The organism is Spiroplasma endosymbiont of Dromius quadrimaculatus, from assembly GCF_964031155.1.
GTDB lineage: Bacteria > Bacillota_I > Bacilli_A > Mycoplasmatales > Nriv7 > Nriv7.
In genome coordinates, this window is record NZ_OZ035010.1 from 941079 (window position 1) to 966771 (window position 25693).

The 25693-nt window shown below is 25.6% G+C and carries 38 protein-coding genes; 20 read left to right on the forward strand and 18 right to left on the reverse strand.

Annotation, left to right across the window (positions count from 1 at the left end):
* Window positions 1–30 precede the first annotated feature (30 nt).
* Window positions 31–957 carry an ETX/MTX2 family pore-forming toxin gene (locus AAHM88_RS05285; protein ID WP_342262408.1) on the forward strand — a complete coding sequence of 309 codons (927 nt, stop codon included), beginning with the start codon at window positions 31–33 and terminating at the stop codon, window positions 955–957.
* A gap of 258 nt (window positions 958–1215) precedes the next feature.
* On the opposite strand, the gene AAHM88_RS05290 is transcribed toward AAHM88_RS05285, so the two are convergent.
* The 17 genes from AAHM88_RS05290 to AAHM88_RS05370 all read right to left on the reverse strand — a co-directional run bounded on the left by AAHM88_RS05290 (window position 1216) and on the right by AAHM88_RS05370 (window position 12576).
* Window positions 1216–1728, reverse strand: coding sequence for a hypothetical protein (locus AAHM88_RS05290; protein ID WP_342262407.1), 513 nt, complete (start codon window positions 1726–1728; stop codon window positions 1216–1218).
* A gap of 46 nt (window positions 1729–1774) precedes the next feature.
* Window positions 1775–3964 (reverse strand): hypothetical protein, encoded by a 2190-nt coding sequence (locus tag AAHM88_RS05295; RefSeq protein ID WP_342262475.1) that lies wholly within the window; start codon window positions 3962–3964, stop codon window positions 1775–1777.
* A 15-nt stretch (window positions 3965–3979) separates the two neighbouring features.
* Window positions 3980–4252, reverse strand: coding sequence for a hypothetical protein (locus tag AAHM88_RS05300; RefSeq protein WP_342262476.1), 273 nt, complete (start codon window positions 4250–4252; stop codon window positions 3980–3982).
* Complete coding sequence (locus tag AAHM88_RS05305) at window positions 4230–4622, reverse strand: hypothetical protein (protein ID WP_342262405.1); 393 nt, start codon at window positions 4620–4622, stop codon at window positions 4230–4232. Before AAHM88_RS05305 ends, AAHM88_RS05300 begins: the two co-directional genes overlap by 23 nt.
* Window positions 4623–4643: 21 nt before the next feature.
* Window positions 4644–4892, reverse strand: a complete 249-nt coding sequence (locus AAHM88_RS05310; protein WP_338968164.1) for a hypothetical protein — start codon at window positions 4890–4892, stop codon at window positions 4644–4646.
* A 2-nt stretch (window positions 4893–4894) separates the two neighbouring features.
* Entirely contained in the window at window positions 4895–5278 is a 384-nt protein-coding gene (locus tag AAHM88_RS05315; protein ID WP_342262242.1) for a hypothetical protein, read from the reverse strand.
* 6 nt (window positions 5279–5284) lie between these two features.
* Complete coding sequence (locus AAHM88_RS05320) at window positions 5285–5665, reverse strand: hypothetical protein (protein WP_342262477.1); 381 nt, start codon at window positions 5663–5665, stop codon at window positions 5285–5287.
* On the reverse strand, window positions 5620–6267 hold the full coding sequence (locus tag AAHM88_RS05325) for a hypothetical protein (RefSeq protein WP_342262478.1): 648 nt from the start codon (window positions 6265–6267) through the stop codon (window positions 5620–5622). Before AAHM88_RS05325 ends, AAHM88_RS05320 begins: the two co-directional genes overlap by 46 nt.
* A 23-nt stretch (window positions 6268–6290) precedes the next feature.
* Window positions 6291–6527 (reverse strand): hypothetical protein, encoded by a 237-nt coding sequence (locus AAHM88_RS05330; protein ID WP_342189962.1) that lies wholly within the window; start codon window positions 6525–6527, stop codon window positions 6291–6293.
* A gap of 48 nt (window positions 6528–6575) precedes the next feature.
* Window positions 6576–6806, reverse strand: a complete 231-nt coding sequence (locus AAHM88_RS05335; protein ID WP_342262403.1) for a hypothetical protein — start codon at window positions 6804–6806, stop codon at window positions 6576–6578.
* 3 nt (window positions 6807–6809) lie between these two features.
* On the reverse strand, window positions 6810–6971 hold the full coding sequence (locus AAHM88_RS05340; protein WP_338982040.1) for a hypothetical protein: 162 nt from the start codon (window positions 6969–6971) through the stop codon (window positions 6810–6812).
* Window positions 6971–7192: a hypothetical protein gene (locus tag AAHM88_RS05345; protein WP_342262402.1), complete on the reverse strand. Its 222-nt coding sequence runs from the start codon at window positions 7190–7192 to the stop codon at window positions 6971–6973. The genes AAHM88_RS05340 and AAHM88_RS05345 overlap by 1 nt, the downstream gene beginning before the upstream one ends.
* A 2-nt stretch (window positions 7193–7194) precedes the next feature.
* Complete coding sequence (locus tag AAHM88_RS05350) at window positions 7195–7521, reverse strand: hypothetical protein (protein WP_342189958.1); 327 nt, start codon at window positions 7519–7521, stop codon at window positions 7195–7197.
* 423 nt (window positions 7522–7944) lie between these two features.
* A complete protein-coding gene (locus AAHM88_RS05355) occupies window positions 7945–9474 on the reverse strand; it encodes a hypothetical protein (protein WP_342262479.1) in 1530 nt (509 codons plus the stop codon).
* A 95-nt stretch (window positions 9475–9569) separates the two neighbouring features.
* Window positions 9570–10319 carry an NAD(+) synthase gene (nadE, locus tag AAHM88_RS05360; RefSeq protein WP_342262480.1) on the reverse strand — a complete coding sequence of 250 codons (750 nt, stop codon included), beginning with the start codon at window positions 10317–10319 and terminating at the stop codon, window positions 9570–9572.
* A gap of 18 nt (window positions 10320–10337) precedes the next feature.
* The gene (gene obgE / locus AAHM88_RS05365) at window positions 10338–11609 is read right to left on the reverse strand and encodes a GTPase ObgE (RefSeq protein WP_342262481.1); all 1272 of its coding nucleotides are present in this window, start codon (window positions 11607–11609) and stop codon (window positions 10338–10340) included.
* 94 nt (window positions 11610–11703) lie between these two features.
* Window positions 11704–12576, reverse strand: a complete 873-nt coding sequence (locus AAHM88_RS05370; protein WP_342262482.1) for a hypothetical protein — start codon at window positions 12574–12576, stop codon at window positions 11704–11706.
* A gap of 361 nt (window positions 12577–12937) precedes the next feature.
* On the opposite strand from AAHM88_RS05370, the gene AAHM88_RS05375 reads away from it, so the two are divergent.
* From AAHM88_RS05375 to AAHM88_RS05465, 19 genes are all read left to right on the forward strand, one after another.
* Window positions 12938–13240, forward strand: a complete 303-nt coding sequence (locus AAHM88_RS05375) for a replication/maintenance protein RepL (RefSeq protein ID WP_342262483.1) — start codon at window positions 12938–12940, stop codon at window positions 13238–13240.
* 306 nt (window positions 13241–13546) lie between these two features.
* Window positions 13547–13699, forward strand: a complete 153-nt coding sequence (locus tag AAHM88_RS05380) for a hypothetical protein (RefSeq protein WP_342262484.1) — start codon at window positions 13547–13549, stop codon at window positions 13697–13699.
* An 80-nt stretch (window positions 13700–13779) separates the two neighbouring features.
* Entirely contained in the window at window positions 13780–14118 is a 339-nt protein-coding gene (locus tag AAHM88_RS05385) for a hypothetical protein (protein ID WP_342262485.1), read from the forward strand.
* Between the two features lie 258 nt (window positions 14119–14376).
* Window positions 14377–14844: a hypothetical protein gene (locus AAHM88_RS05390; protein ID WP_342262486.1), complete on the forward strand. Its 468-nt coding sequence runs from the start codon at window positions 14377–14379 to the stop codon at window positions 14842–14844.
* Window positions 14828–15361 carry a hypothetical protein gene (locus AAHM88_RS05395; protein WP_342262487.1) on the forward strand — a complete coding sequence of 178 codons (534 nt, stop codon included), beginning with the start codon at window positions 14828–14830 and terminating at the stop codon, window positions 15359–15361. Before AAHM88_RS05390 ends, AAHM88_RS05395 begins: the two co-directional genes overlap by 17 nt.
* A gap of 14 nt (window positions 15362–15375) precedes the next feature.
* Window positions 15376–15501 carry a hypothetical protein gene (locus tag AAHM88_RS05400; protein WP_342262488.1) on the forward strand — a complete coding sequence of 42 codons (126 nt, stop codon included), beginning with the start codon at window positions 15376–15378 and terminating at the stop codon, window positions 15499–15501.
* A complete protein-coding gene (locus tag AAHM88_RS05405) occupies window positions 15483–15659 on the forward strand; it encodes a hypothetical protein (protein ID WP_342262489.1) in 177 nt (58 codons plus the stop codon). Before AAHM88_RS05400 ends, AAHM88_RS05405 begins: the two co-directional genes overlap by 19 nt.
* Window position 15660: 1 nt before the next feature.
* Window positions 15661–15951, forward strand: coding sequence for a hypothetical protein (locus AAHM88_RS05410; protein WP_342262490.1), 291 nt, complete (start codon window positions 15661–15663; stop codon window positions 15949–15951).
* Between the two features lie 16 nt (window positions 15952–15967).
* Complete coding sequence (locus AAHM88_RS05415; protein ID WP_342262491.1) at window positions 15968–16288, forward strand: hypothetical protein; 321 nt, start codon at window positions 15968–15970, stop codon at window positions 16286–16288.
* Window positions 16289–16465: 177 nt separating this feature from the next.
* Entirely contained in the window at window positions 16466–17725 is a 1260-nt protein-coding gene (locus AAHM88_RS05420) for a DNA (cytosine-5-)-methyltransferase (RefSeq protein WP_342262492.1), read from the forward strand.
* Window positions 17726–17893: 168 nt separating this feature from the next.
* Entirely contained in the window at window positions 17894–18022 is a 129-nt protein-coding gene (locus AAHM88_RS05425) for a hypothetical protein (RefSeq protein ID WP_342262493.1), read from the forward strand.
* Between the two features lie 17 nt (window positions 18023–18039).
* Window positions 18040–18330 (forward strand): Mbov_0395 family pilin-like conjugal transfer protein, encoded by a 291-nt coding sequence (locus AAHM88_RS05430; protein ID WP_342262494.1) that lies wholly within the window; start codon window positions 18040–18042, stop codon window positions 18328–18330.
* Between the two features lie 31 nt (window positions 18331–18361).
* Window positions 18362–19558 (forward strand): Mbov_0396 family ICE element transmembrane protein, encoded by a 1197-nt coding sequence (locus AAHM88_RS05435; RefSeq protein WP_342262495.1) that lies wholly within the window; start codon window positions 18362–18364, stop codon window positions 19556–19558.
* 12 nt (window positions 19559–19570) lie between these two features.
* On the forward strand, window positions 19571–20014 hold the full coding sequence (locus AAHM88_RS05440) for a hypothetical protein (RefSeq protein WP_342262496.1): 444 nt from the start codon (window positions 19571–19573) through the stop codon (window positions 20012–20014).
* A gap of 58 nt (window positions 20015–20072) precedes the next feature.
* Window positions 20073–20789 carry a hypothetical protein gene (locus tag AAHM88_RS05445; RefSeq protein WP_342262497.1) on the forward strand — a complete coding sequence of 239 codons (717 nt, stop codon included), beginning with the start codon at window positions 20073–20075 and terminating at the stop codon, window positions 20787–20789.
* Window positions 20790–21191: 402 nt separating this feature from the next.
* Window positions 21192–22883 (forward strand): hypothetical protein, encoded by a 1692-nt coding sequence (locus tag AAHM88_RS05450; RefSeq protein WP_342262498.1) that lies wholly within the window; start codon window positions 21192–21194, stop codon window positions 22881–22883.
* 90 nt (window positions 22884–22973) lie between these two features.
* Window positions 22974–23960, forward strand: coding sequence for a hypothetical protein (locus AAHM88_RS05455; protein WP_342262499.1), 987 nt, complete (start codon window positions 22974–22976; stop codon window positions 23958–23960).
* Window positions 23951–24181 (forward strand): hypothetical protein, encoded by a 231-nt coding sequence (locus AAHM88_RS05460; RefSeq protein ID WP_342262500.1) that lies wholly within the window; start codon window positions 23951–23953, stop codon window positions 24179–24181. Before AAHM88_RS05455 ends, AAHM88_RS05460 begins: the two co-directional genes overlap by 10 nt.
* A gap of 441 nt (window positions 24182–24622) precedes the next feature.
* Window positions 24623–25057, forward strand: coding sequence for a hypothetical protein (locus tag AAHM88_RS05465; RefSeq protein ID WP_342262501.1), 435 nt, complete (start codon window positions 24623–24625; stop codon window positions 25055–25057).
* A 262-nt stretch (window positions 25058–25319) separates the two neighbouring features.
* On the opposite strand, the gene AAHM88_RS05470 is transcribed toward AAHM88_RS05465, so the two are convergent.
* Window positions 25320–25463 (reverse strand): hypothetical protein, encoded by a 144-nt coding sequence (locus AAHM88_RS05470; protein ID WP_342262502.1) that lies wholly within the window; start codon window positions 25461–25463, stop codon window positions 25320–25322.
* Window positions 25464–25693 lie beyond the last annotated feature (230 nt).

The window sequence follows — 25693 nt, forward strand, 5'->3', positions numbered from 1 at the left end:
GTAAAAATTCACGAAAGGAATTTAATTAATATGAAAAAATTATTAAGAATTTTAGGAATCATAATAATAACTGGAAGCGGAATGTCTGGTGTTGTCGCTAATAGTCCTTATATAATAACTGTACCGAAAAATAATGTTTTAAGTAGTAATTTAAAATTCGAAATATTACCACCAACAAGTGTAGAAAATATTATTCAAACTTTTATGAATGGTACACAGGAAGCTTTTGAGCAAAATTTTAGTTATTGAGTTGATACAGCAAAAGACAAAGTTTCTGAATATTATAATAATTTTTTAATAAATAGAACTGGGAGTTTATATACAAAAAATATGACAGCAATATCTGATAATGTAGTTCAAACATTTGAAAATAATTATATAAATAACACTAGTTCTTCTCAAACTTTTCAAACTCAATCTTATTCAAAAACTATTGGAAACACAAATTCTTTTACTATTTCTTTAAATGAATCAGCATCATTTGAAACAAGTTTTAATTTTTTATTTTGAAACTCATCTATAAATGTTAATGTTAATTCAAGCCAAACATGAGATAAAACAACAACTACAGAAGAAACAGTAACTGCACCCAGCCAATCATTTATTGTGGGCTCTAATTCAAAAGGAATTGCACAATATATAATCCGACAAGGTACATACAAATCAGATGGAATAATAAGGTATTACCTTCCTTCGGACTTTAAAATAACTTCACCAAAATACAGAGGCAAAGATGGTTTAAATCATTGAAATACTGTTTTTTTAACAAGAACTATCAAAGAAATTGCTTCTAAATATCCTGACATGCTTGCAATGGATTATAAGGGAAATTCTGTTTTATCAGTTAATGATATAAATAATCCAACAATAATTATATTCAATATACCAATAACTTGAAATTCACAAGGAGGCAAACTTGATGTTAATTTCAGTGAAAATCCATTAGAAAATCAATAATTTTTAAATTAAAATATTATTACGCATTTTAGAAGCAATCAATTTAACAACAAGTATAACAAATTTTTAATCTCTTGTTAAGAATAAAAGTATAAATTGTATATAATAAAATAAAGTTTAAAGGCAGTAATTAATTAAAATTACTGCCTTTTTTTACTTTGTCAAAAAATGAAAAAGTTGCTTAGTTATTTAAGGGCGCCGTCATCATAGAAAACCACCTTCTAAGGCATTAATTTTAACGGTTTTTAAATTTAGTTATTAAGGATTTTCAATTTTAATTTCAAAATTATTTGTTTTATTTAATCTATAATTGTTAGTGTCGTCATGTTCAAAAGTTAATAATTCTGTTCCTTGTGCTTTAATTCTTATTGTTTTATTGGGTATATTAATCATTCAGGTATAAAAATTTAAACCCGAAGTATCTATTTTTGTTCCATAAGTATTTGTTATTTTTTGAAAGTCTTTTTGTTTAATTCTGTTATTTACAAGCTCTGCATTAAACTCTAAACTAAAAATTTTTCCATTTTTTAAATTTGGTAATTGTTTATCTATATTTGCATTTATATTTTCTTCTGTTCTTATCTCAACTTTTAAAAGGTCATGGTCTTGCCTTTCCGTTAAAAATCTTATTTTTTCTAAGTTTCTAATTTCAAAATCATAAATTTTGTTTTCGTTATCTTTTTGTTCTACTGGTTCATTTGGTTTTTTAGAACAGCCAACTATTGGTAATATTGTTAATGTAGAAAGAGTTATTATATTTAAAATTTTCATTATTTTAATTCCTTTATTACTTTATTTTTTCAATCATATATATATATTACACGAAAATTCTTAATATCATTAGAAAAATGGCAAAACCGATTAAAAATTGAAAGGTATAGTAAAAAGCTGGTACCGTTTTAAAAACTGGAAAAATGGCGGTTGAAAAATTAACTGTTGCTTTGGCAATAATTGCTAATGGGCGTAAAATGGTAATGATTTGTGAAGCTATCAGCATTCAGTTTAGCATTTTAATGCCAGCATTCTGAATGGCACAACCAATATCATTAAAGGTTGGTATTCATCGTCCGGAATATTTACAATTTGGTGGTGGAATTAGGTCATCCCATTCTGAATTGGTGGAGCCGTCAGGGATAAATGCTGTGGAATTAAGGACATTAAAGTCATAAATTTTAAAATTGTAGTTAGCGGTATTTTGCTTATGGTACAAAGGAAATGTTAAAGTAAAAATATTAATACCGTAGCGAATATCAATGTCGGTGTTAAGATAATTAATACTATTGGCAGTTTTACTGACTGATAATTTAATCAGTTTATTGTCATAAGATTTAAGCACATTAAAATCAATTTGATAAATGCTATTGTTGTTTTTAATGGTATTATAATTCTCTTGGTGTGTTTTTTTGTCAAAAGTAAAAAAATAACTTCTTAGTAGTAGTTCTGAATTACCAGTAATATTAATTAAATATTTTTTGGGATAAAAGGTAATTAACGAACGATAAAAGAAACCAATTTGAATAAAGTAGTCCTTATTATAGTTACCTACGCCTTTAAAATCGATTTCGGTATGAGTTTTTTCGTCCATATCAAAAGTCGCATAAAATAAACTAGCAAAGAAATTGCCAAGAATTTCATAGATTTCATCAAAAACATTTTTGTAATCGCTGTTGTTAATACTAGGAATGTTATTTTTAAAATATAGGTAAATATCATTTTTTAAATCGGGGTCATATCGTAGAAAACTAAATTTAACATTGAGGTAATTTAAGGTTCCGAAAAGGTACTTAATTAGGTAATAATCGTTAGCTCTTGTGGTGTCATATTTTCATATTTCATTTTCACCGTGTAATAATTGTAAATAGTTATTTCCAGCAATTAGGGTTTTATTAAATGCCTTAATTTTGAGGACATTATCGTTGTTATCATCTTGTTTCGGAATGACCATTTTAATCGTATTTGTTCCTTGCAATTGTGTGCTCGTTTCAATTGCGGTGAATTTAACGGTAAATGTTCTGTCAGCGACATTGTCTGTTGTTAAATCAAAAGTAGTGCTATCGTCTAAGTAATTGTTGTCATTATCTTTAATTTCTGTATTATAGTCGATGCCTTCAATTGCATTATTTACGCCAGCAAGATTGTTAATTTTTTCATTAAGTCTTTTTTTAATTTTTTTTATAACTTCAATTTTGGTTGCATTTGTAGGGTCGATTATTTCTGAATTTGGTAAAATAGTTGAAGTCTTATGATAAAAATAGCTCTCGTCTTTAAAGCCGTGATTTTTAATCGTAAATTCTTTGTAATAACCTTTTTCTAAGGTGTCAATGAAATTAAATACTGGTGTTCAATAAAGATAAGAATAATTGAATTTGTCAAAATCACCGCGATGAATCATTAAATAGTCAAGGTTATCAACAACATCGTTATAATTATGGTTACCATCAAAATCGGTGGTTGTTGTCGGTAATTCAATATCAGTACTATCTTTTTCAATTTCAATTTCAAAATTATTTGTTTTATTTAATCTATAATTGTTAGTGTCGTCATGTTCAAAAGTTAATAATTCTGTTCCTTGTGCTTTAATTCTTATTGTTTTATTGGGTATATTAATCATTCAGGTATAAAAATTTAAACCCGAAGTATCTATTTTTGTTCCATAAGTATTTGTTATTTTTTGAAAGTCTTTTTGTTTAATTCTGTTATTTACAAGCTCTGCATTAAACTCTAAACTAAAAATTTTTACATTTTTTAAATTTGGTAATTGTTTATCTATATTTGCATTTATATTTTCTTCTGTTCTTATCTCAACTTTTAAAAGGTCATGGTCTTGCCTTTCCGTTAAAAATCTTATTTTTTTCAAGTTTCTAATTTCAAAATCATAAACTTTATTACTTTGTCTTTTATTTCTAATTAGTGATTGTGTTGTTATTTTATCATTCTTAATGTTTTGCGGAGTAATAAAAATATTATTAAAACCAATAATTAACACGGTAAATATTTTCATAAACATTTTTATCACTCCTTTTTAAAATATTTTATTTTTCATTATTCTTTTAGCTTTAATCTTTTTTAATATAAAACGAATTAAACAGTTTACTATTTCTGTTATGGTTACTCATACTAAGGAATAACCTATAATCATTAATTTACCAATTGGTCCAAAATTTTTAATAAATTGTTGCAAATTTTTAATATCTGTATGTAACAATAAAACTATACTTAAAGATATGAATATAATGTAATTAAATATTATTCATCAACATTTTTTTAAAGAACTAATTAATTTGCTTCATTTCATTTTTCAAGGCTCTTTTTGTTTTAATTTTTTGAATAATCAAGCGGATTAATTTTTCAAATTTAATTGCAAAATATATTGCTCCGCCTCATCAAAAAACAAATATTCCTGCAAGCATAATACCACTATTGAACTTGCCGAAGAAATTAACCATTTCTTTATTCATAAAGTCATTAAATTCGTCACTTGTTCCGGTTATTCATTTAGCACCACTTACTGTTAACGCACAAATTAATAAGCTTATAAAGATGAAAACGATACTTAATACTATTTTTAACCACCGCTTTTTAAAAGAATTTTTAATTCTTAATTTTAATGGCATTTTTTCTTTTGAATTATCTTTTTTAAATAATTTTCCTAAAAGTTTTTTCATTTTAACGCTCCTTTCATATTTTTATCGTCCTTTAATAACAATAAATAAAGCAATAAGTACACAAGTAACGCCAAGAATGGTGAAGATTGGATGTTGCGAAAATGTTCGTGCCATTGGTTTAAATAGTTCTAAAATTGTTAAATTGCTAGTAATAAACTTTTTAAAATTGGCAAGACCCTCACTAATATAGTTCGTTAAAGTTTCAAAATGACTACCAGCCAGAAGTCCAAGAACAGTTATTAAGATAAAAATAATAATTAGTTTGAACATATTTATTTACTCTTTTGATTTCACGATTTGAAATTTTTATTTTGTCTAACTGTGGTAATTTGACCGCTTTTTTTGTGGTGAAAATTACCGACTTGTTTCTCTTGTTTGTTAATTCTAGCGGATATATCTTGTTGGTGTTTTTTAACTTTTCCTCAGGCACTTAAACGGCCACTATTTTTAACGGCATATCGGCGTTCTTGTTCTAAATTAACTTGTTGACTACCAAAACCGAGAATAATTGCCATAAGAAATTCTACTGCAAGCATTAAGAATAAAGGAAATATTAGTTGAATTTTTGTTCCTGGTACTTCTAAACTTCAAATTAAGTCAAAAACTTTATAAAGCATTTGAGCGAGAAAGTCGGCCATTTTTGCGAGATTTTCCATTTTTCATTATTCCTTTTCTTTCATTTTTCTTAAAAATTTGCTAAATTTATCCATTTTTAAGTATTCTAAGTCTTCTAAATCAATTGCTGTGTCAGTATAGTATTTATCTTCATAGTCAGGATTTACTTTTGAATTTAAGTAATCTCTTAAAAATGCTAGATAAAAAGAATTGTAAGTGTTCAATATTGGTAGAGGAATTTTTAGTTTAAAAAAATAAATATCAAGTTCAGGAATATCGCGATATTTAATGCGACGACCCTTTTTATTATTTTTAGCATCAATTAAGGTGTTTCGTCAGCGTTCATATTCTTCAATGCTCGTAAAGGTGCCATAAATGACTTTTAAGTAGGGGCGAAAAATATTAACTGGTTTTTTGCGAATTCCCACAATCCATTGTTGGCAATATCACGAACTTTAACTCAAATATGTTTATCTCTTTGACCACTAGCGAGAACAATATGACCGAAATGGCGTGCAAGAGCGAAATACTCTTGAATACCAGTTTCTTCGTTTTTGGTATTATTTTTTTCTCAATCGGTTCCTTCTAAAAATAAATTGGTTTCATCTCACAACAGTAAGGTTTTGTCTGGCAATACCGGATAATCAAAGTCTAATAATCCCATATGCCCTAAGCTTAATTTTTGGGTTTCTAGTAATGGGAAAGTTGATGCGATGTGATATTTCTTCTTTTTTAGTAATTTTGCTGCATATACTAGAAAGGCGGTTTTTCCAGTTCCTAACGAACCAATCACAATATTTAATGGTGAGTTTTTTAAGAAGTTAATCACTTTGTTAATTTGTGTGAAATTACCGATTTTAAAAAGGAAAACTAAAATACAACCGGCTAAAAATAAATAGCTCACAATGTTTTTGAAATAACCGTTGTAAATGTATCAAATTGCTCCTCAATGTCATAAAATTAAAAATGAGGTGCGATTCAATTCAATAAAATGGTTATTTTTTTCTATTATTCATTTGCAAAATTTCATCTTGCACCTCACTTTATTTTTTGTTAGCGGACTGCGCCAAGTAATTTTTCAAACATTTTAAAACAAATAAAGAATATTGCCAAAATAAATGGAAAAATGAAGATTCAGTAGTCAGCAAAGAAGTTACCGACTTGTGGCATATTAACGGCAATAATTTCTCACATTTTAGTAAATGCTGTTATAATTGCATTTCACAATTTAGTCATCGCATCGCTAGCTGTTATTTTTGCTGGTGCCTCAGCTAAGAAAGTTGTAAACATATAATCACCCCCTTTCTTTAATGTAACTTCTTGACATTAATTTCGCTTTTATCTAAATACTGATATGGTTTTCCAAATTAGCATTAGAATAAATCAGACTATAATCGCTGTTAAGAATCAAAAAGCAATGTTTGCTATTAAAAGCCAAAGTGGCGCTTCGATTAAATTAATTTCTTTACCACCAGTAATATGAGCGGGAATGGTTGTAATTTGAATAAATAAATCTCAGAAAGTTTGTTTAATTTGTTCTCAATTAAATTCTTTTAAGTTTATTGTCATTTTCTATCTCCCAAAAATCATTTTTATTGGTAAATACATAATTGAAATTAAGGCGAAAAGAAAAGTGATGATAATAATTAATCCGGCAATAAATGCAACTTGTGCAGGCATTTTTTCTATCGGAACAAACAATTTTAAGAACTCCATAATAATTTCTCAAAACATTATTTTTTATCCTTGTTATTTTCTTTTAAATTAGGAGTTTTAACTCATTCTTCAAAGCGGGCAATAAATACTTTTTCGTCTTTTGTGAAATTACCAGTATTATTTTTAATGACATTTTTATATTTAATTCTAATTTTTATTTTGGCATAAATTTTATAAGCAAAATATGCCGATAACATTATGCTGATAATAATAAACATTAGTCCAATTGCGATATTCATTTTTAAGCTCCTTTAAAATAGTTATAATTTGTATCTTTTTTGTTGTTTTCTTTTTCGGCAATGAAGAAACTTAATAATTCTTGGCCTTTAATTAACTTGGTTTCTTGCTCTTGTTGATTAATTGAAATTACTTGATATTCACTATTTTTGATTATTCCAATACAAATTGAATTTTCGTATTTTCCTTTATAAACAAATCGCTTTGGAAACCAAATGCCGATTTGTTCATTAAATCACGGAATTTTTGGTGCTTTAATTAAAATTGCATTTTGGGTTTCTTTTAAGAGATATTTTTTAGTATTTAAGAAAATGTTTTCAATGTTTTTCATAGTAAATTACCTTTCTTATTTGTTATAAACTAAGTTATTTAACTAAGTTTTTTAAACATTTATATATCGCAGATTTGAATGTTTAACAATTTTTGTTAGTAAACTTCGTTTACTAATTAACTTAGTTTGATTTCATTGGTGCAAAAAATATAAGGCATAATTAAAAATAATAAGTGTTAATTTAACCTTATATTTCTTGCAATAAATAAATGAGCTCATATTTATTTATTGATTTTGTGTAAAACTAACATAAGTGTGTGCTTTACACATTCTAAATTATTAATTTTATTTAATTTTTTTATTTTCATAGTATTATATATATTTATTATAACAATAATAAATATATATTAAAACAATTTTATGATTGTAAAATTGTTTTAAAAAATAAAACGGTAACTACCGTTTTATTTACTAAATATGTATTTAATTAAGTTGTTCAAAATTAAATATTTTCATTCCTATTAATTTTTTCTCGTTACTATAAGAAAACTTTCAACTAAATTTAAATTCTTGCTTTTCTATCGTTATATTATAAAATACTAACCCTGCACTCGGATCATAAACAATTTCTGCTTTTGTATCCTGAATATAACTTAATTTATTAACAAAATCAGCAATATAATCACCATCTTCTTCTCAAATACTTTTATTATCAATAATGTTTTGCAAAACATTATCTTGAAATCACTTATTACCAAGAATTTTAGTTAAATAATCTAAAATAGTTTCTTTTTCAATACTAGTTTTATCATTAACATTAGCACCCATTATCTTAATAAGTTTTTTAAGAAAATCCACTTTACTAATAGCAGTTTTGTCTTCTAATAAAGTTATAAAATCATCATACACTTTAGGTAATTTTAAAAGCAATTGATCAATTATTGCGATAAAATCATTATCAAGCTCATCACCATTCAAGTTTTGATAAAAATTATTGAACTCTTTTTCACCAACAACACCTTGTAAAGCCATAAATATAGAATTAAATGGTAAACTTGAATCAGATATTAATTTTATTAAAAAATCGACTTTTTTCTTATTAACTCCAAAAATATTTTTAAAAGTATTCTTGATATTTTGTAAAGTAAACGGTTGGTCTTTATTATCTAATAAACCTTGATATGGTTTTGCTTTTAAATCATTAATTATTTCTTCATTAAAACCATTTTCTAATTTTTCAGCAAAATTAATCATAAAAGTTATTAATATTGGCACATAAGTAATTATTGTTTTTATTAAAACCGCAATATCTTTAATTTCTATTGATTTATTCTGAATTTTTAAAAATTTACTAAAAATATTATCTTCTATAATTTTATTATGTTTTATATCCGCAAAAATTTCACCAAATGTTTTTTTATCAGTAATGAATTTTTTATTAGTATCAATACCACTCTTAATAGCAACAACGATATCTTGATATTGTGTTGTTAGAATTGCTTTAATATCTGGAATATGAGTAGCAATTTGCTCACTATTTAATAAACCTAATAACTGTTCTAATAATTTTTCCATAAAATTCTTAATTTCAAAATCATTATTTTTAATAAACTCTTGTAAAACTGCTTTTATTTTTTCTAAAATATTAAAACCAGCAACTTCTAAAGTTTTAGGTACTTGATAGTCCGGTTTTGAAAAATTATGATGTTCTTTTGTTAATACTAAATTTTTAATTGTATCATCAACAAAGTAGTCATTTAAATCTTTAAAATTATTTTGTAACGCCCTTTTTAAAATCTCATTTGGATTTCATTGTTTAGTTCGTGCCAAAATTAGCGACTTAGCAATTAATTTTGATTTATTAACATCTAAAGTACTAACATTAATCCCATTTGTGGTAATAATCTTATCATTAGCATTATTACTACAAGCTATTGCTGGTAATAATGGCCCACTAATAATTGTTATTGTCGCCATTAACTTTAATAACTTTTGCATATTCATTAATTTCATATATTTCACCTCATCGAAATGTAAATTTAGTCAATATTTTTTAATTTACATTTTTTTCAGTATAGCACATATTATTTTTATTTACTAATATTTGACTAATTTTTAAAAATAAATTTTTTAGGGATAATTGCTGATTTTCGCTTATGTTCAGTATTTTTGTGCATCATCTTAATTTTAGTAACAATATTACCATCTAACAATTTCTCTTGACCGTTTAAAAAGTTATCTAACTCAGCATAAGTTATCCCCATCTCTTTTTCATCAGTTTGTCCTGCTCATAAACCTGCTGATGGTGGCTGATTAATAATTTCTTGCGGAATATTTAATAACTTAGCAGCCGTATTTATTTGACTTTTTAATAAATTAATTAATGGTAAAATATCACAAGCACTATCACCATGTTTAGTAAAATAACCTGTATATCATTCATCAAAGTTACTAGTGCCGACAACTAAATATTCATTTGCTTGTGCTAAGGCATATAAAGAAGTCATTCGGAGACGGGGTTTACAATTAACTAATGCTTTTTGTTGCAATGATGATAAACCATCGTGTCAATTAAAGTTATTTTGTAATTCATTATAAGCTGACTCTAAATTAATAATTTGTAATTTTAAATCTAATGTCGCTACTAATTTTTTTACTAAAATTTCATCATTACTTGATGAATAGCAAGGCATAAAAATAGCTAAATGGTTATCTGGCATTGCTTTTTTAATCAAAGCAACAGTAACGGCTGAATCAATACCACCAGATACACCAACAATTAATCCTTTAGCATTAGCTAATTTTACTTGTTCTTGTAATCATTGAACTAAATAATCTAAATATTTCTGTAATTCCATTAATTAATATCCTTTCACTTAAAAATTTTCGTCAAGTCATTGCAACTCATAATCAAAAATTTTAATTGTATCCCCTTTTTGAATGCCTTTTTTAACGAGAATTTTAAAAACTCCTAAATCTCGTAACTTCTGATTAAATAATAATAAATTATCATGTGTTGTTAATGGAAATTTGTGATAAATGCGATGCACACTAGCACCAATTACTTTTCAATGACCATTTCCTAAATTTTCAACAATGACTTCTTCGTTTGTTGGTGTAAAACGATAGATTGTTGGTGCCATTTCTTGCTTTAATTCTGGTATTTTTTTAATAGTTTGCAATTGCCTATGAATAATATGAACTAATGATTCAATTCCTTCTCTAGTTCAAGCAGAAATTGAGTAAACTTTTTGTTTAATTTGCTTACTAAAAAGTTCTAAATTATGAGAAGCATCAACTTGATCCATTTTACTAGCAACAACTATTTGTTGCTTATTTTCTAATTGTAAATTATAATCTTTAAGTTCTTTTTGAATCACTGAATAATTATCATAAGCATTGGGTAAACTAATATCAATAAGATGAACTAATAACCGGCATCGTTCAATATGCCGTAAAAATTCATATCCTAAACCTTTTCCTAAACTAGCACCCGCAATTAATCCTGGTAAATCAGCAACTACAAAAGAAAAGTTTTGATGTTTAACTACACCTAATTGCGGGGTTAAAGTTGTAAAAGGAAAATCACCAATTTGTGGTTTAGCGTGAGAAATAGTTCCTAATAAAGTAGACTTCCCAGCATTAGGCATACCAACAATCCCGACATCTGCTAATAATTTTAATTCACAAGTAATTTCTTTTTCATCGCCTAAATCACCACGAGTAAATATTGTCGGAGCACGATTTCTGGAATTAGCAAACCGACTATTTCCTTTACCTCCACGACCACCATTCGCAACAATAACTTCTTGTTTGTTAGTAACAATATCACCAATTTCTTCTTTATTTAAAGCATCATAAATAATAGTACCTAAGGGAACACTAATATAAGTATTTTTAGCATTTTTACCGTGCATATTTTTATGTTGCCCATTTTCACCATCAACACCTTTAATTTCTTTTTGATAGTTTAATTCTAATAATGTATTTATTCCTTCATCGCCAATAAAAATAATGTTACCGCCATTACCGCCATCACCACCAGCCGGCCCACCTTTTGGAACATATAATTCACGACGAAAAGCAACAGCACCATCACCACCTTTGCCAGCTTTAACTTTAATTGTAATCTTATCAATAAATTTCATTCATATCATCCTAGTCTTTTAAAAAAAATCAAATCAATAATATTTTAACATAAAAAAATGTTTTCTTTTTAAAGGATAATATTTACTAAATATTTTAAGCAGGTTCCAATTGTCTTGTTTTTCGCTTTGTTATTGCTTTTTGCTTATTTTCTTCCTGTAGTTTTTTTAATCGTGCTTGGTTATCTAGCTGTCTTTGAATTTCTTGCTCTTGTTTTAATTTTTCTTCTTCACGAAGTTTTTGATTTTTACTTTGTGCGATCTTAGCAGTTTGTTCAGCAAGTTCTTGTTGTAAATTTAAAGAATTGCTACTTTGTGATTCTGTTATTTGTTCTTGCTTCTTTCCTAATCTACTATTTATTAATGATGGTTCATCATCTTTATTATTTTTTTGTTGTGTAAGTACTTCTTTTAGTTCTTGTAAATATTTAATATCTTTGTTCTCTTCTTCTTGATTAACATTAAAACTATCTTTTTCAGTTTGAAAATTTTCTTTGCTAGAAGCTATTAATTTTCCTTCTTCTTGAAACTCTTGATAAAATTTTGCTCGGTTTTCCTTACCTTGTAAAACTTTATCGGTTTGGGGATTATATGTTGAATGTGACATTAATGAAGCAGTGTCTTCCTTAATAGGACTATCTGATAGCGGTAATTTAATATTAAATTGACTAGTATTTTCTTTTGCAATAATAGATAACTTGTCTTTTAATTTAATATTAACTGCTAAGAGTTCACTAGTATTTCTACAAATAAATTTATCATTCTCAGCAATATTTCTTGATGGAAAACAACCATGCTGAGTATGTTTTCATTTAGATTTATTTAATCTTTGTAAGTCTAAGCATTCAAGATCTTTTGAAATTGGGTAATCAATTCGAGTTTTTCTCCATTCACCATCACCAAGGCAGGCTATCGGACTTGGTTTACTGAATTGAAGAAGAGAAAATGTACAATTTTTTACCTGTTTCATCGTGACCGCGTAAAATATTCGGTTGGTATAAAATTTCCAAAAACTAAGAAAAAGATAGAAATAAAATTCTATCTTTTTTAATTAGGTTAAAATTGTCGTTAACCTTGCTTAGTTTAAAAAAATAATAGCAAGACCAACTAAATAAAACTCTCCTACTTGGAATGTCGTTAAACCAAGCAAGCGAGGATAAACAATATAGGGGTGGCCGTACCGCTACGACACAATGTAGGCAATTCTTTTAGGCAATATAAAAGAGTTATCGTGGTTTAGGGATAAATCTTTAACCTGCAATGGTTAAAGGGTGAGTGTTCCACAATAAAAAAATTTTAGAAATCTTACTATTTATAAGGAGGTTTTACGAGTGTCTTTAAAAGAACTCTGTCAAAAAGAGTTTAAAAGTAAAGTAAAAAATAAATCAACACTAATTAACAAATGTCAGTGTTATATCAATGAGTACTTTACAAAATTAACCAAAAATAAAAAAGACGGTTGATATTATAAAAAATATGCTCGGCATTGTTTGGCAAGGTTAGAATTTATTAATAAACAAAAAATAAATGCTAACCTTTGGCTTTTAACTTTGCAATGCCAAAATAATCATTTAATTATTAAAAAATTAGTTTTTGAACAAAATAAATGAAAAATTATTAATATCAAAAATTAGAATAATAGGTATAGATAAATGTAAGAAATTTCACAAAGTGGTCAAGCTGGAACACTAAAAAATAAACGGAGTGGGAGGATATCTGTAAGGTTAATCAACTAATTAAATTAGTACTACATGGGGCAGAAGCGTAGTCGCAAGTGATTAACTAAACAAATGTCTAAGGGAAACTATGTCTAAAAGATAACAAGCAACAAAGTTATCTAACAAATAACTAATAATAAACAAAAAGGAAAAAAGATAAGAAGATTAATTAATCTCTCTCCTTCTATCAATAAAAAAACAAATGAGGAAAGGAAAATATATATGGTTGAAAATAATATCAAAAATACGATTAGCGATTTAATTAACGAAATTAAAACAACAACAGAAAACAATTTAAATAATTTAGAACAAATTATGGAAGCTTTAATTGACAAAGTTAACAATATTGAAAATATTTTAAATCAAATAAGATAAAAAAATAAATTAAACCAACTATTTATTAAAATTAGTTGGTTTTTTATTTCTGATAAATAAAAAAGAAAGGATGATAAAACATGTATTTAGTTATAAAAGATTCAGATAATATAAAAGATCATTATAAAATAACGGATTTAATTTCAAAAAATACCGATCATGAAGAAAAAGAAAACTTTTGATATAAATTTGGTTTAGAACAATATTGAATGGGATATTGTTGATCAAGCGGAATGATAGATTATATAAAAGATATTGATGAATATTTAACCAAAAAGTTTAAAGAATTGCAAGAAAAATCGTGAAATGAAATTATAGAAAATTATGTTGAAGATAAATTTGGTTATACAGTGGTAAATCATTTATCTGATATTAATTGACAAAAAGAGTCAGAAAGAAATATAGAGCCAGTTCGTTAAGAATTGGTTTTTCGGTTTATTTATTTTTAACCTACTTATTAGATATTAATTTTATGAAAAATAAAATTAAAAGCAAAAAAAGCGAGGTGATTATCATAAAAAAAGATTATTCAAAACCCAAAGCAAGATTAAATGGAAATATAATTATTGACTGTATTAGATGTGAACAAGAGTTCACTATTTTAAATTCAGAATGATTAACACTTAATAAATTTTATAAATGCCAAAAATGTAAAAAATAAAGTGAGGTGATTAAATATGACTAAAAAAATTTATCTAAACCAAAATTTAATTTCACAAGAAATAAATAATAAAACTCATATTTTAATAAACAAACAAAAAGATTGCGTTGTTTGAGATAAAAATGGTTTAGGTTTATCAAGTTATAAAAATTATTTTTGTTTAGAAATTGATGAAAATAAAAATTATGTAGTCCATAGTAGCGTTAATAATAAGAATGGTAATATTGTGGGAAAAAATTTAATTTTATCTTTTGAAAAATTAAAGCAAGAAAACAAAAAGCAGTTTAATTTGCAAAACAAAAATGATGCTAATAATGATTTACTAAATGAATATAACAATCATTATGATAACAAAACAACACAACGAAAATTAACATCAACAGAACTAAAACAATTACTAGAAGATTTAGAAAATATTGATAATCCCAATTATTGAGATAATGGTTTTTATTTAGGATACAACAAATATGAAAAAATTACTTAGTTTGTTGTCAATATTTTTGTTATCGTGTGGAAGTACAATGCCATTAATTAGTTGTGGCAATATTGCAAATAACAAACCACACTTACCACCATCAAAAACAAAAAGACCAATAATCAAAGACATTTTTTACTATGAAAAATTAAAACAAGAAATTACAGCAGAAATTAAAGAATATGATGAAGTAATTAAAGAAATTAAAAATAGTAAAAATGATTATGAAAGTGAAAAAGATTATCAAATAGAATTAAATCAAACCCAAGCAGAACAATTTATTAAAATATCTGAAATAAATGATTACGAATATCAAATTTTACTATGTCAAAAAGAAAATGAGTTTACAGACGAACAAAAACAACAAGGAATTAAATTGTTAGAAAAACAAATAAATAACTTAAATAGTGCTTTAAATTTATTAAGCGAAATTAAAAATAGTGATTTTGATCAGAAAGATTTAGAAAAAATTAAAACAAACATTATAAATACAAAAATTATTTTAGGTGAAATTAAAAACAATTAAGAAAGGAATAAAATATGAATAAATTAAAAGCAGAAATTAAAACAAACATTATAAATTTAGATGATTTATTATATAAAATTAATTTAAATATAAAAACTACATATGATGTTTTTTGAAAAAAATGGTTAAAGAAACAATAATTATAAATTATCATAAAAATATTTTATTAGAAGAATTAATAAATAAAATAAAAAGTCAAATAAGTTTTAAAAATAAAGATACGATTAATAATTCGATTATTATGTTAACAATATCAACATTTAAAGAAATATATACAATTAAGAAAGGAATGATTTAATGTGAAAAAGTTTTTAAAAGAAATTAATTTATTAAAATTATTTATTAGTTTCCTATCAATTATAATGTGTGTTTTAATGACTACATTTTTAATTTTATGTAGGGAATGAATAAATTATAGTGGCGGAATTTTTGTATATGTTGTGGTTTGTATTTTTAACATTGTCATTGGTAGCTTACTTATATTGTGTATTTGTTTTGAAATTTTACAATTAATTAAAAATAAAAAACAAAACAAAAACAATTTAAATAATGAAAATATATCAACAGATGAAATTAAAGAAAACAATTAAGAAAGGAATGAATTTAATGTGAAAAAAATATAAAATTAATAAATTAAGATTATTTTTTAGTTGCATATCAATTATAATGTGTGTTTTAACAACTACATTTTTAATTTTGTGTAGAGAATGATATTCAAGTGAAAACTTATTAATTTTTTCAATATATATTTGTTTCTGTTGTTATAATTCTGCTTTTATTGGTTTGTTTATAGTATTTACTTTGAGTGAAATTTCAGAATTAATTAATAACAAAAAACAAAATAAAAACAAATATAAAGATGAAAATACATCAACATATGAAATTAAAAACAATCTAAATAATAAAAATAACACAAAAACAAGATAACTAATATCTTGTTTTTTTTAGAAAGAGGTGCCGAAATGATAAATTGTCCGTTGTGTAAATATGTCCATCATATTTATAATGAAAACAATACCCAAATATTATTTTTTTGTTCTTATAGGCATCCCAATCCATGAATCATTTTAGATAAAAGAAAAATTAGAAGAATGATGGTTTGTTATGCTTAAAATAATTGAATTATTTGCTGGGATTGGAAGTCAAAGAAAAGCATTAGAAAAGATTGGAATTAACCACAAAGTAATTGCATTTTGTGATAACGATAAATACGCTGAAAAATCATATCGAGCAATATTTAATGATTATGACACACAAAATTTAGGAGATATTACTAAACTAGAAACTTTACCGTATGCTGATTTAATAACTTGATCATTTCCATGCCAAGACATATCAAATGCCAATAATAATGGGCGAGGATTAAATGGCAAGCGAAGTGGTTTAGCTTACAAAGTTGTTGATTTAATAAGCACAATGCCAACAAAACCAAAATATCTTTTAATGGAAAATGTACCAAATTTATTAAGTAAAAAGTTTTTTGTTGGGTTTCAAAATCTTCAAAATCAACTTAGTGAATTAGGATATTATAACCAATATTTTACAATGAATGCCAAGGATTATGGAATTCCCCAAAATCGGAAAAGATTGTTTATGATTTCAACATTAAAGCAAGATTTTAAATTTCAATATCCGCAACCTTGTAATTTAAAATTTTTGGTAAAAGATATTTTAGAAAATAATGTAAATGAAAAATATTTTATTAGACAAGAATCAATGAAAAAAGCAATTGAAAACAATAAACTTAAAATCATTCAACAATGTTCTTATACAATTACAACAAAACAAATGCGATGAGGAAATGCTGGAATTATTGCAATTCCCAATGATATAAAATTTAATGCTCGTGGCAAAATGGAAATAGACTTTAATTCTTTTCAACAAGAAAGTAGAGTATATGATGCTAGTAATGAAAATACATATCTAGATACATTAACTACAAATTCAAAATCAGCAAAAATTGCAATTCCAATTAAAAATTATAGAAATTTTATTGTTTTGCCACGAGCAAAAGACGGTTTAATAGTTAACGGTTCATATAATCGGTTTTGAAAAACAGAAAATAATTATATGGGAACAATCGCAGCAAGTAATGTCAATAAAATCATCGTTGATAACCATAAATTACAACACCAAGATAGTAGTAAAATACTATCTTTTTTAATTGATGAAAAAGAATACTTTTTGCGAGTTTTAACCCCACGCGAATGTTGATTATTAATGGGATTTAGGAATAAAGACTTTGATAAAGCAAGCAAAGTTGTTTCAGAAACCCAACTTTATAAACAAGCTGGCAATAGTATTGTTGTGGATGTGCTAGAAAGAATTTTTACAGCAATGTTTCAAATAGAAAGGAAAAATTAAAGATGCAAAATAAGAGAAAAGTTTGATGAAAATGACTTTTATATCCGTTAACAATTATTAGTGGAATTTTGTTGCTAGTAATTTCCCCTATTTTGCTTTTAATCTCGCTTGGAATTGATTGTGATTTTATGATTGGTAATTTATTATTGCATTTATTTTGCCTGCCTTTTGAAAGGAAAAATAGCAATGGCTAAGAAAAACAATATTAAAAATTACTTTAATAATAAACAACAATACTATCAAAAAAAGAAAAATATATATTATCAAAAAATTAATAAAAGCAAATTTTTAAAATAACAAAGGAGGATGAAAATATGAAAGCAAACAACACAGCAGATTTTAGTGGAATAATGGATGTTGTTATATTATGAAGTAATGTTGTTTTAGGGGTATTTATGGGTTTAGCAGTTATTTTTGCAATTTGAAAATTAATTATTATTTTAATTTCAATAATGCGAAACGCTGATAACCCCGAAGCAAGAGGAAATGATTTAATTGCTTTAAAATGACCAATTATAGTTATTATTGCAATATTGGTATTTATTGCTGTTATGAATGTTATTTTACAAGTTATTAAAACATATAATCCTAGTATTGGAACATAGTTGATAAAAAAATGAAAGGAAGTGATAAAAAATGATAGTTAATGCATTATATAGGTTAATATGGTCAATTTTTGTACAAGGGCCATTACAATTAATTGGATCATTTAACAACGTATTAAATTATTTAACAGGAGGAGTAGTTGGCGATTTAATGTTTGGATCAAAGCAAGAATTTAGTTTTCAAAATATCCCAATGGCATTCTGATATTTTGTCATTACGGCTATTTGTTTATTTTCTTTAATATTTACAATTACCATGATTAAAATTTTGTTTCAAGATGCCACCGAAACAAAAACAAAATTTATTGTTGCCTTACAAAATGGTAGTAAGGCATTTATTTTTATCTTTTTAATTCCAATCTTTTTCTTTTTGGCTAATTTTGCAATTGCTAACATTGCCAAAATGATTACATCGGGATTTGGAGGTGAAAACGGAAATATTGCAAATTACCTATACAATATTGGAAACACCAATTGAGATGGTAGTGGTGATAATATACCAAGCAATTATTCCTATCCTGACAATATTGGTGATTTTAATATGATTGCCGAAGTTTTTGGGGTATGATTTATGCTGTTTGCAATGTTTATGATTGGAATTGCTTTGGTGCAAAAAATAATTGAATTGTTTTTCTTATTTATTATTTCACCATGAGTAATGGTTATTATGACAATTGATAATGGTAAAGGAGCATTTATTTGAAAAGATATGGTAATTGCAAAATTTCTAGCATCAACCGCCACTTTAACAGGATACTTTATATTTATGACAACAATTCAAACGATTTTAAGTACTAATTTAGCAGGATTAGGTATTGAGGGCATTGGTAAATCATTGTTTATTATTCTGATGATGTGTGGTGGTGGATTGGCAGTGCTGGCATTTTCGGATGTTGTTGCCAACTTAATTGGTGAAGCAGCTGGTGTTCGCGAAGGAATGAGTTCGATGAAAAATCGACTGTGGCTGGCGGAATGATGGCAATGGGGGCTGCTAAAATGGCAGGAAAAGCATTTGGATTTGCCAAAAGTAAACGAGCGAAAAGAGCAATGGCAATGGGTGGTTCTAGCATGGGTGAAAAAACCATGAACGCGATGGGTTCAATGGCAGGCGATGATGGTGATGGCGAAACATCGGGCAATCAATCTCGCCAAGAAAAACCCCTTGACTTTCGCCATTTCTGACACGCCACCGAGGGAATGAGTTCGCGTGCTGGTATTACTGGTTTAGCAGGATTTGGTCTTGGTGTTTGCAACCCTAGCAACAAGTAAACTAGTGGGAGCAGCTCGCGGAGGTGGAGCAAAAGGATTCTGAAAACAATTTGGAACTGGCATTGCCACACCATTTGTAGCAACTTATAAAAAAATCAATCCACAACTAGCAAGCAAAGGAAACCAAGAAAACAAAAGGAATACAATTAAATCTACTAAATTAAGAAAAAAATCTTTAAACAAAAAACTAGGGAAAGTAGAACGCACATTTACTAGCAAAAATAGTTTTTCATATCTTAAACCAACAACAAAAAGCGAAATTAAGCACAACAAAAAAGTTTCATTACAAAATTTAAATGAAAAACAAACAAAGATTAATAAAAAACTTAAAGATCATTTAGAAAAATCAGATGCTAAACAAGCAAAATGAAAAGCAAAAGCTGCGAAAAAACAAGAAAAGAAAAGTGGTAAGTAAAAAACACCTGACAAATTTTTTAAATAAGGTATAATGTAAATAAAAAGGAGTGATAAACATGGGATTATGACGATTATTAGGTGGAGAAGTCAACTGAGAACGCGTTGCCAAAATGCAAAACAGAGAACAGTTAAACGAAATTCTTGATGCTATTATTCATGCTTTTGGTGGTGGTTTATCAATTGACAGATCAAATGATGATGACAAAAATAATGTCATGTGAGTGTTAGAAAAGTTTGGACGAAATGTCCCAACAACCACTAAATACCCATGACTAAAACAAGTTGATGGTCTTGGTAATTTACGAGATGCTAAATATAATCAAAAAGATTGAGATCAAGCATGAGAATGATACGACGAATATAAAAAAGGAGCAATTCCTTTTCTCGAATATCGCATTCAAATCCGTGAAAAGGAATTGGAAAAATACGAAAACAAAATAAATGAATATAAAAACAACATTGAAAAATGGGAACAGTGAAAAAAAGGCGAGTTAAAAACGTCAAGTGGTCTTAAATACCCGTATGGAAAATCAAGTTATATTCGTCAAATTGGAAAAATGATTAAATCTTATGAAAAAGATATTCCTGAGCAGAAAGCAGAAATTTCTAAGTTAAAAAGAGAATTGGAACCATTAAAAAAGCAAGAAGAACAAAAAAATAGATTATTAGATTTACAAGAAAAAGCAGCACATTATGGAGTTTCAACACGAGAAATTAAAGAAGTAATTAAAGATAAAATATTTGATAAATCAAGTGTTGATGTAATTGTCTAAAAAATTACTAAATTAATTGAGACCGAAAAACATAATAATATAAATAATAATGATTTATCAATTGAAAATGAAAATTTACGCTTAAAAAAAGAAATCTTAGAAATGGAACTAAAATTAAAAGACGCAAATAAAGAAAGATAAAATATGCAACATTTATCATATTTTATCTTTTATGATAGTATTAACTTACTAAATAGATAATGTTTAGGTTGTTATGAGTTAAATTAAAAAGAAATGTTTAACTTTGATAAAGCATAATATTTCCACAGGCAATTATATCAAACAATCCTAACAATTTTCTATGTTTGTGGAAATAAAAGACATTTATTATTTTAAATATAATATGATTACATATCGTTTGCAATTTAATGCAATAACAAAAAGAAAGGATAAAATATAAATATGAAAAAATTACTTAGTTTATTAAGCACAATAACAATGGCCGGAAGCGGAATGTCAGGAATTGTCGGAAACGCTCCAACTTCAGCAAAAAGTGAAATCAGTTATTTAAAAACAAATAATTTAAAAAATTTAGATAAAAAAGTTTATTTGATTGAAGATAAACCAAACAATTATGATGCTATAGAAATTAGCGAAATAAAAGGGCAAGTTAATGATATTGCAATCCATGACAGAAATATTAAGTCTACAGTTGCTGGTGCTACTTATTTTGCAACAGATGATGGATTATATTTTAAATCAAGACCTTCATCAAACTTAATTAAAATTAATGGAATAAATAACAAGGTTAATCGCATTATAATTTCTCAATCAACAGGAGAAGCTTACGCAATATCTGCAAATAAAAAAATTTATTTGATTGAAGATAAACCAAACAATTATGATGCTATAGAAATTAGCGAAATAAAAGGGCAAGTTAATGATATTGCAATCCATGACAGAAATATTAAGTCTACAGTTGCTGGTGCTACTTATTTTGCAACAGATGATGGATTATATTTTAAATCAAGACCTTCATCAAACTTAATTAAAATTAATGGAATAAATGAAGCAGTTATTTCTATTATAATTGAACAAAAAAGTGGTAATGTATTTGCAATAACTAAAACTAAAATGCTTTTAAATATTATTATTCAAATAAATAATTTACGTTTTAATAACATTATTAATGATGAAATTATTTTAAATGAATTAAATTATTTAAATCCTAATTTAGATATATCACAATTAGAAATTATTAATAAAACAGATACATCAGCTACAATTAAAGCAAAAGACAATGGTAAATATTTTGGTGAAGTTACTGTTAATTATAAAATTAAAAATAAAGATGAAATTAATGCTATTAATTTAAATGAATTAATTAAAAGAGCAGTATTTTTTAAGTTTCGTGATGAAAACCCTAATTTAAAATTTAAAGAAATAAAATATATTGATACTAATAATTTAAATTTTTCAAATACTGAAATAACAAAAAGAGAAAATTCATTTTTATGATCTAATGCTCCTAAAAATGTATGTTCTGATAGAGAAATTATCAATAAAACTCCAAATACAAGATCATTTAATGTACCCGCTTGTGAATATAATTCAAAATCAAAATTAGTATTTCAAATTACAACAGGATTAACTAAAACAAAACAAGAAAATAAATTAAATGGTTGAAACATAAATTCTGATGATGAAATAAAATTAACAGATTTTACAAATATAAATAATAAAAATTCTGAAATCATTAATGTATTATCAAATGAATTTGATTTATCAAACACAAATAAACAAGAACAAGAAATGATTTTAGTTTTTAATGAACCTGGAAATGAAATAGAACTTGCTCCTAATGAAAAAGCATTAATTAAATATTCAGTAAGAGAAATTAAATATGAAACTACATTAAATTTAAAACAAAAAATTAGCGGAACAATTACGACTAAAATAATTGATGATAATAATGAAGAACAAACAATTACATTATCAATTAAAGAAGCAATGCAAATATTACAAAAATATAGCTTATTGCCAAGCGAAATTATTATCAATGAAGATAATAGTATAACTTTTAATGGAAAAGCAAAAATTTCTTTTACACAAGAAGCAGAACCAAAATTAGTTCTGAATACTTCAATAGTTTAATTGTTTGTGAAAAATAAGCAAACTATTCAAACCAGTAATTTTAATTGCTGGTTTTTATTTTGTTAAAAGAGAAAGGAAATACAAAAATGGATGAAAAAATTACTTAATTTGTTGACGATATTTTCGTTATCGTGTACAAACACAATGACATTGTTTAGTTGTGGTAATATTGTAAATAACAAACCACCTCTGCATTCGCTCAATACAGAAAATGAGTTAAAAGTTAATTTAAAAACCAATATTGATTTAGAAAAAAGATATTTGCCCCACCCTGTTTTAATCCAACAGCGAGGTTATAAAGGAATTTTCTTTAATCAATATAAGACAGATACTATCAAACATCTAACAAATGCTTTTTTAAGCAAAGCAGATAATAATTTATCAATGAAATTTAAAACAAAATTTAGTACTTATAAACAACTACAAGGTTATTGAAAATTAGAACAACAAAATTACTGACAAAATTTACTTAATAATATTTGTCAACAATACCAAGATAATTTAAAACAACTTATTTTATTGTTTTATAATTTTGTTGCAAATATTTGAAATAAAACAAATATCAATGAAATTTTAAGGAAAATAGAAATTAAAAATGTGATTGATGGTGATAATAATGTCTTGGGACAAACAAATAATCACCAAACTATTTTGCTAAACAAAAAGATTTTATCTTGTACATTTGAAAAAACAATAAATAATGAATGACACAAAGGACAATTTACAACCAATAACTTTTTTCATATTTTAATCCACGAATTAGGACATATCTTTTATTTTTATGATTGAGAAATATTTAAAATCAATCATATTTTTTATTTAAAGCAATTTTTAGCACAAAAAATTAATAACTTAAATAAATTTGCAGAACTAGACAAAGAAAAAGTGTTAAAGATACTTGCCAACAGTAATTATGGATTAAGTGATGATGATGAGTTATTGGCAGAGGGATTTGCATATTGGTTATTAACGAAACAAAACATGCAAACAAAAACATGAGAATTTTGAAACGAATACTTGACAAGTTATTTACCACAAATAAGAGATAAAAAAGAAAGGAAGTGTAAATGATGTTAAACAATATAATGGGAATGGTGGGAACCATTGCTGTAATTGGTTTGCTTGGTTGTTTATGAAAGTTTCTAGGTATTAAAGTGCAAAAAATGAAAAAACAAATTGAGTTAACGAAATACAAAAAAACTTGCCAAATAATATTTTATGTTAGTATAGGTTGTTTGGTGTTGTTTGTGTTAGTGATTGGGTTATGATTTGGTTTAATATATCCAACTTTGAAATAAAATGGAAAAAGTATTCAAATTTTTAATATTTATTATTCCAGATTTTATAAATTCAAAAAACGAATTTGCACAATATCTACTACGCGGTCCTTCATTTGCGTGGTTTTTATATTTCAATAAAAATTATTTTTAAATTTTAAAGAAAGAAGTAAATTTAATGAACTGAAAAATTGAACTTATAGCAATATTTGTACTATTTACTATAACTATTTTATGACAAATAATAACTAGATTTATTGTGTTTCAAAAAGAAATCGAGGGTAAAAAATTATTTATTTTATTAATCTTACCACTACTATTTTTAATTTTTGGTATTTTAATTATGAATATTATATTGTGTTTTGTTTCTTAATCAATACTAATAAACAGTAAGGAGGAATATAAAAATGATTTTTAAATTTTAGAGAAAGGAGGTTATATGCTATTAAAAAAACTATATTGGTGTCATTGTTATTAACAGCTACAATCAGTATAAGTGAACCACTTATTTTTAAATCAACCATCAATGATAAATTTTTGATATCAAAGCAAGAACAAATTATCAGTAAAAATGCAAAGCAAAGTTTTAACCCAACAGCCCCAAGTTTTACAAAAAATATTAATTGAAATGATGATATTTATGTTGAAACTGATGGAACTTGAAGTGGTGCTTATACAGAAAAAGTAGAATCACCATATTATTATATTAATATTTTAGATTATGCCAGCAATTGAAATGATTTTAAAAATAAGTATTCCCAGATTCAAATAGATTATGAAGGATATGTTGATCATAGTATGGCAGATATGGTTGATTATAATGCTTATCACTATATAAATTTAAGTCAAATATTTTGGACGCATAAAGTTTTGTTAGGTAGGAAAAGGTTTAAATAATTTTGAAAGAAAAGCAACTAAAAATTGATTACCTTTTTATTTAAAAAATAAGTAATAAAACAAAATATTTAATATTAACAAACATAATCTTAATAAAAGGTTATAAAACCTAAGTAAAATGCTTACAAAAACAATATTAAAATAATTTTTTACAACAAAAATCGTACATAGGATATATATACTTAATTTGAATATTGAAATAATTTATAGTAAATGATTATTTTTTCTTTTTTAAAAAATACCTAAGAAAACTAAATGCGACCTAACATTTTTGACGATACATATTAGTAGTTGCCTTAGCAAGAGTAACATTTTTAATAACTTCACTTTTAACATTAATATTAGAATAATTAAATAATATACTAGAAGTTATTAAAGCAATTAACATAACTTTTATATTTTGCATATTTTGTCTCCTTGATGTTAAAATCACAAAATTTTAATATATTATTAAAATTAATATCTTTAGTTCACCTCCTAAAATAATTACTTTATTAGTAGTACTTAACTTTATTAAAAGGATATTTTAAAATATATATCTTTTCATATTAATTTAGAAAAAATGTTCACAAATTATTTTCTAAATATTATAACTTAAAAAAATTCTAAATAAAATAAAAAAAGAATAATTATTTA